Raw genomic sequence first — 4619 nt, 5'->3', positions numbered from 1 at the left:
CTGACGAGCGAATGCGCCGATCGGGCCATCCAACGGATTCGAACCCAACGCACCCACCCTTCACATCGCGATGAACCGGAACGAAAACCTGGTAAGCGGGAGCCCGCTCAGATCTCCACGCCGTCCATGTCCTCCTTGCTCTTGCGCGCCTCGGCCTCGTAGAGAGCCATAACGTGCCTGATGTTCTCCCCGATCTGCGCGGCCGATTCGGACAGTCCGGCATGGTTGGCGTAGATCGCCTTGATGTCGTCCGCCTTCGGGTGCTGGATTCGCATGGTGTCTCCCGGCTTGTCGTCACCGTAGGTGCCGAGGTCCTGGATCAGCTCGATAATTTTGTCCTGCGTTGGCTTCGCCAGCGCGGAGAACTCGTCGGCACGCACCTTGAACTGGCTTCCCATCGCCATGATCGCCGACAGGCTCGTGTTGACGTCGATGAAGCCGGTCATCGTTGCTCCTTCCGTTCGGCGAAGATTTCCGCGTCACTGCGCAGCAGATCGACGAAGTTGTCCTCCCACTCCGGGGTGTACTTCTGCCTGATCTCGGCGATCTCGGGTGGGAACTGGCTCTCCATGATCTCCTTGAGCTGCTCGGTGACGTCCGCTACCGCCGCGTGCGCCGTCGCGAGGATCTTGGCCTGCAACTCGCTCGCGTCCGGGCGCCGAAACACCCGTGGGTCAATTTGGAGATCAACAAGTTGCCCGCGCGGACCGACGACGACCTTCACCATGCGGTCGTCCGACCACGCCACCCCGGTCAGTTCCATCATTCGGCGCTGGGTGTCCGGAACCGACTCGGCCATCTGCTGAATCTGGTCCAGCACGTCCTGGAACACCGGGTCGACCGATTCCTCACGAAACTCCATGGCCCAACTCCTCATCTCGACGCAACCGGCAGCGCACCGTGCGCCTTGGACTTTCCAGGCGTGCCGCCGGTTCCGCTAGCATCGCCGCGTGCCGCTGAAGAACTTCTTGCGTCTGACGCTCGCCGCGACGATCGGCGGCATCACTCTGTTGGCCGCGCCGAATCCGGTCGCGGCGCAGCAGCAATGTGTTCAGCCAGGGGCGGAGATCACGCCGGTGCCCTGGGCACAGCAACTGCTCTCGCCCGACCGGGCGTGGCCGATGTCCACGGGTGCGGGCCAGCGTGTAGCGGTTGTCAGCACCGGGATCGCGACCCACCCGCAGCTCGCAGGCCGGGTCACCGACTCCATTGACCTCGCACCCGCCGATCAGCGAAGCGATTCCAGCGGCGCCGCTGACTGCCTCGGAACCGGCACGGGTGTGGCAGGGATCGTGGCCGCGCGCTCCACTGATTCGGTCGGGTTTCACGGAGTGGCGCCGGATGCCAGGTTGCTTTCGGCCAAAGTGGTCGGTGACCGGTTTCCCACCGGCGCGGGGGAGTCGGTTGCGCCGGATCTGCTCGCCTCCGCGATCGAGTGGGCCACCGATCAGGGCGCGACGGTGATCGCGGTTCCCACGATCACCTACGAGGACAGCACCGCGCTGCGGCAGGCCGTGCGGCGGGCCATGGACAGCGACGTCGTGCTGGTGGCCGCGACCGGCGAACTGACGAGCACCACACCGTTCGGCCTCACGCCGTACCCCGCCGCATACGACGGGGTACTCGGGGTCAGCGGGATCGGCCGCGACGGGCTGATCACCAACGCGTCCCGACCGGACCACGTCGATCTGGTGGCACCTGGCTACGAGGTGCTCACGACGTTTCCGCAGCGAGGGCTCGGCGAAATGTCCGGTAGCGCGTTCGCCACCGGCTACGTGGCGGGCACCGTCGCACTCGCCCGCTCGTATCACCCGGACTCTCCCGCCGCCGAGATAGTGCGGCGATTGCGTGCCACGGCAGCGCCCGCACCTGAGGGTGCGGGAAGCACGAACTACGGAGAGGGGTTGGTGAACCCCTACCAAGCGGTGGTCGAGAACCTCGTGTCGGGCGATCCCGCCGAACTGCCGGCGATGTCGCGAACCACCATGAGCAAGGAGGAACGTGCGAGGGCACAAGCGCAGGCCGACAGCGACCAACTCGCCTTCGGCCTGGCGGGCGCGGCTGCCGCACTCGCCGCCGTGGTGACCATCGCGGTGGTGTTCGGGCCACGCGGTCGCAGGCGCGGGTGGCGCAGCGGCCTCGCCGAACTCCCGCAGGACCGGCCAGAGGACGAACTGCCGGAACCACCCGTCGAACTCTTCGGCGACCGGTCGGCGCGACCATCGCCAGGCCGGTGATCCTCGTTCGCACACGGTTCGACCTTTCCTAATCAACTCCTGCCCGTGAGAAAGCCGGTTCTGGAGCCCCTGCTCCAGAACCGGCTCCGAAACCCCCTGTTTCGAACTGGCGCGCGATGCGCTACGTGGAGAACAACGCCGCTCCTCTGTGGTCAGCGTTGAACCCATTCTCAACTGCCGTCTGAGTGAGCTGCCCGACCTTGGTATGCGCGTCGCCGAGCGCGGTGGCCTCGAGGTCCCACTTGTGTTCCGCCTTGATGAACTCCGCGGACGCTGCACCCTCCCACTCACTGCCGCAGATGCTCTGCGCCTTGGCCTTGAGATCATCGAACAGCTGCCGGAGCAGGTCGGCGTAGTTGACCGCGTCCGCGCCGGTCTCATGGACGGCCTGCGTAATCCTGTAAACCATGTTGACCTTCCGCCGTGGTTTTGCTGGTGGACCTTGCCGAACTCAGAGACGGCCGCTCTTGGCGGCCATGCCGCCGCCGTAACCCTCGGCCGCGGCTGCGGCCTCGGGATTGACGGCACCGAGTTGCAGCTCGTCGTCCGCGTCTGTTTCCAGGATGAGCCGGCTACTGCCGGTCACCCCCTCCTGCAAGTCGACGAGAATCCGGCGCAGTCTCAACCAGACGTTGTAGAACTGTTCCTGCTTTTCCAGCGCCGCATTCGCGCCACCGCCCTTCCAGGAAGGACCGACCACGCTTAGATAGGATTCCCTGATTCGGTTGAGGAGTTCGGCGGCCCGCTCGCCGGCGTCGCCGATAGCGCCCTCCAGTCGTTGCACCTGATCAGGGTCAAGATTTACCGCCAACGCTGTCACCCCATACGCGTGTGGATTGGCCTCGCGTTCAACGTAAGAGCGCGCGCTGGCATCCGGCAGTCAGGACAGCACCTCATCGAGGACGCGACGCCGCAGCTCAGCACGCACTGCGGCTCGGATCACAGAGCAGGTACGGGTTTCGCTACGGGGACTGCGGCGCCGGTCGTAGCGCGGCCGCCGGATTCAACGCGGGCCCGGAGGGGATGCGTTGCACCAGCGTTGCTGGCATATCGACCGCCATTGTCTCCGAATATCCCAAAGCGGTGAGTATGTCGGGTGAGGGCACCGGAAACCGGATGCCCAGATCGGTGACGACGCTCAGCGCGCCGGGACCGCTACCGTCGGACGGCAGGGCACGCACCACGGCCACACCGCCGGGCGGCACAAGTACCTGGTCGGCCAGCTTGGTGCCCGCCGGTGTCTCGGCACCGGTCTGAACTCCGGCATCGAGTACGGAGACGTCGCCTCCGATCGAGATCACCGGTCCCGAGCGTGCGCTGTCGGTGCGCGAACACAACGCGACCCGCCCCTCGCCCGGAACCGTCGCCAGCTCCGGCGGCGATTCCGGTGGTGCCGCGTCGCCACTCGCCGGGCCCAACGTGCCGCTGGCAGGTGCCTCGTTGGCGAGCGAAGGAGAGATCTCCTTCGGCGTCACCGAGTACTGGCCGCGCAGGATTCGGACCTGGAGTTCGGTAAGCGGGGCCAGCCCGTCGGTCCGAACCAGGTAATGCTGCCGACCGGCCCCGGCCGCGTGGTAGACGACGTCGCCCACCGCGAGGCCGTCCGCTATCGAGGACGGCCGACCCCTGCCCTCGATGTCGATCGGTCCGATGTCCTGACCCGCGGGGAGCCCGTTCAGCCACGCCGTACCGGCGTCGAGGATCTCCAGTCCGGCCCCGAACACCGATCGCAGCACAGTTTCCGGTCGGTCCCCGGCAATGCGGTAGTGCCGGTTGTTCCAGATGAGATAGTTGGTGCCGGTCTCGATGTCACGGACAAGCAGGCCGCGATCTCGTAGCGGAGAACCTCCCGGCATTTCGCCACCGACCAGCAGCGCGGTGCTCGGGGTCGGCACCCCCGCGGCGTTCTCGGCGAGCACCGAGCACATCGTCCACGGTGCTCCTACCGCCTGCTCGGCCAATGGCAGCGAGGCGGGAGCGCCAGGAATGCCGACCATCGGGTTGCGCGGAATACCTTCCAGATCGGCGGCCGACACGCGGTGCGGTTCCGGATTGGACATGTTGCCGAGCAGCCGCCCGGAGGTGATGTTGAGTACCGGCTGCAGGCTGTCGCCGAGGTAAACGTAGGTGGCGCCGGTCTCCTTCTCCACGATCACCGAGCCTTCTGCCCGCCACGACGTGCCCCCGATGCCGGTGAACACTCCGTACACCCCGAACCCGGCTGCGATGAGCACGGCGATCATCACACCGGCGAACACCGCGCCCACACCCCTGCGCAGTGGGGCCAACTCGGGGTCGGTTTCGTGCACGATGAGCGCCGAGGTGACCCGACGCATCATGAACTGGTAGGCCTGGAGCTGATCTCGACGAGTTGGCACCTGT

General features: G+C 66.5%; 6 protein-coding genes. 1 reads left to right on the top strand and 5 read right to left on the bottom strand.

All coding sequences use genetic code 11. The features are described 5' to 3' along the window. Positions 1-107 precede the first annotated feature (107 nt). Positions 108-446 carry a hypothetical protein gene (locus FHU38_RS23985; RefSeq protein WP_167176662.1) on the bottom strand — a complete coding sequence of 113 codons (339 nt, stop codon included), beginning with the start codon at positions 444-446 and terminating at the stop codon, positions 108-110. Next, positions 443-862: a YbaB/EbfC family nucleoid-associated protein gene (locus FHU38_RS23980; protein WP_167176661.1), complete on the bottom strand. Its 420-nt coding sequence runs from the start codon at positions 860-862 to the stop codon at positions 443-445. Before FHU38_RS23980 ends, FHU38_RS23985 begins: the two co-directional genes overlap by 4 nt. 88 nt (positions 863-950) lie before the next feature. On the opposite strand from FHU38_RS23980, the gene FHU38_RS23975 reads away from it, so the two are divergent. After that, a complete protein-coding gene (locus tag FHU38_RS23975; protein ID WP_167176659.1) occupies positions 951-2237 on the top strand; it encodes a S8 family serine peptidase in 1287 nt (428 codons plus the stop codon). 121 nt (positions 2238-2358) lie between these two features. Here FHU38_RS23975 and FHU38_RS23970 read toward each other — a convergent pair whose 3' ends face one another. The 3 genes from FHU38_RS23970 to eccB all read right to left on the bottom strand — a co-directional run bounded on the left by FHU38_RS23970 (position 2359) and on the right by eccB (position 4615). Continuing rightward, a complete protein-coding gene (locus FHU38_RS23970; protein WP_167176657.1) occupies positions 2359-2646 on the bottom strand; it encodes a hypothetical protein in 288 nt (95 codons plus the stop codon). Between the two features lie 42 nt (positions 2647-2688). After that, on the bottom strand, positions 2689-3021 hold the full coding sequence (locus FHU38_RS23965; RefSeq protein WP_167176655.1) for a hypothetical protein: 333 nt from the start codon (positions 3019-3021) through the stop codon (positions 2689-2691). A gap of 178 nt (positions 3022-3199) precedes the next feature. Then, a complete protein-coding gene (eccB, locus tag FHU38_RS23960) occupies positions 3200-4615 on the bottom strand; it encodes a type VII secretion protein EccB (protein WP_167176653.1) in 1416 nt (471 codons plus the stop codon). Between the last annotated feature and the right edge of the window lie 4 nt (positions 4616-4619).

The sequence above is a fragment of the Saccharomonospora amisosensis genome (assembly GCF_011761185.1).
GTDB classification, from domain to species: domain Bacteria; phylum Actinomycetota; class Actinomycetes; order Mycobacteriales; family Pseudonocardiaceae; genus Saccharomonospora_A; species Saccharomonospora_A amisosensis.
The sequence above is the reverse complement of the archived record's forward strand: the minus strand, read 5'-3'. Positions and strand labels throughout refer to the sequence as shown.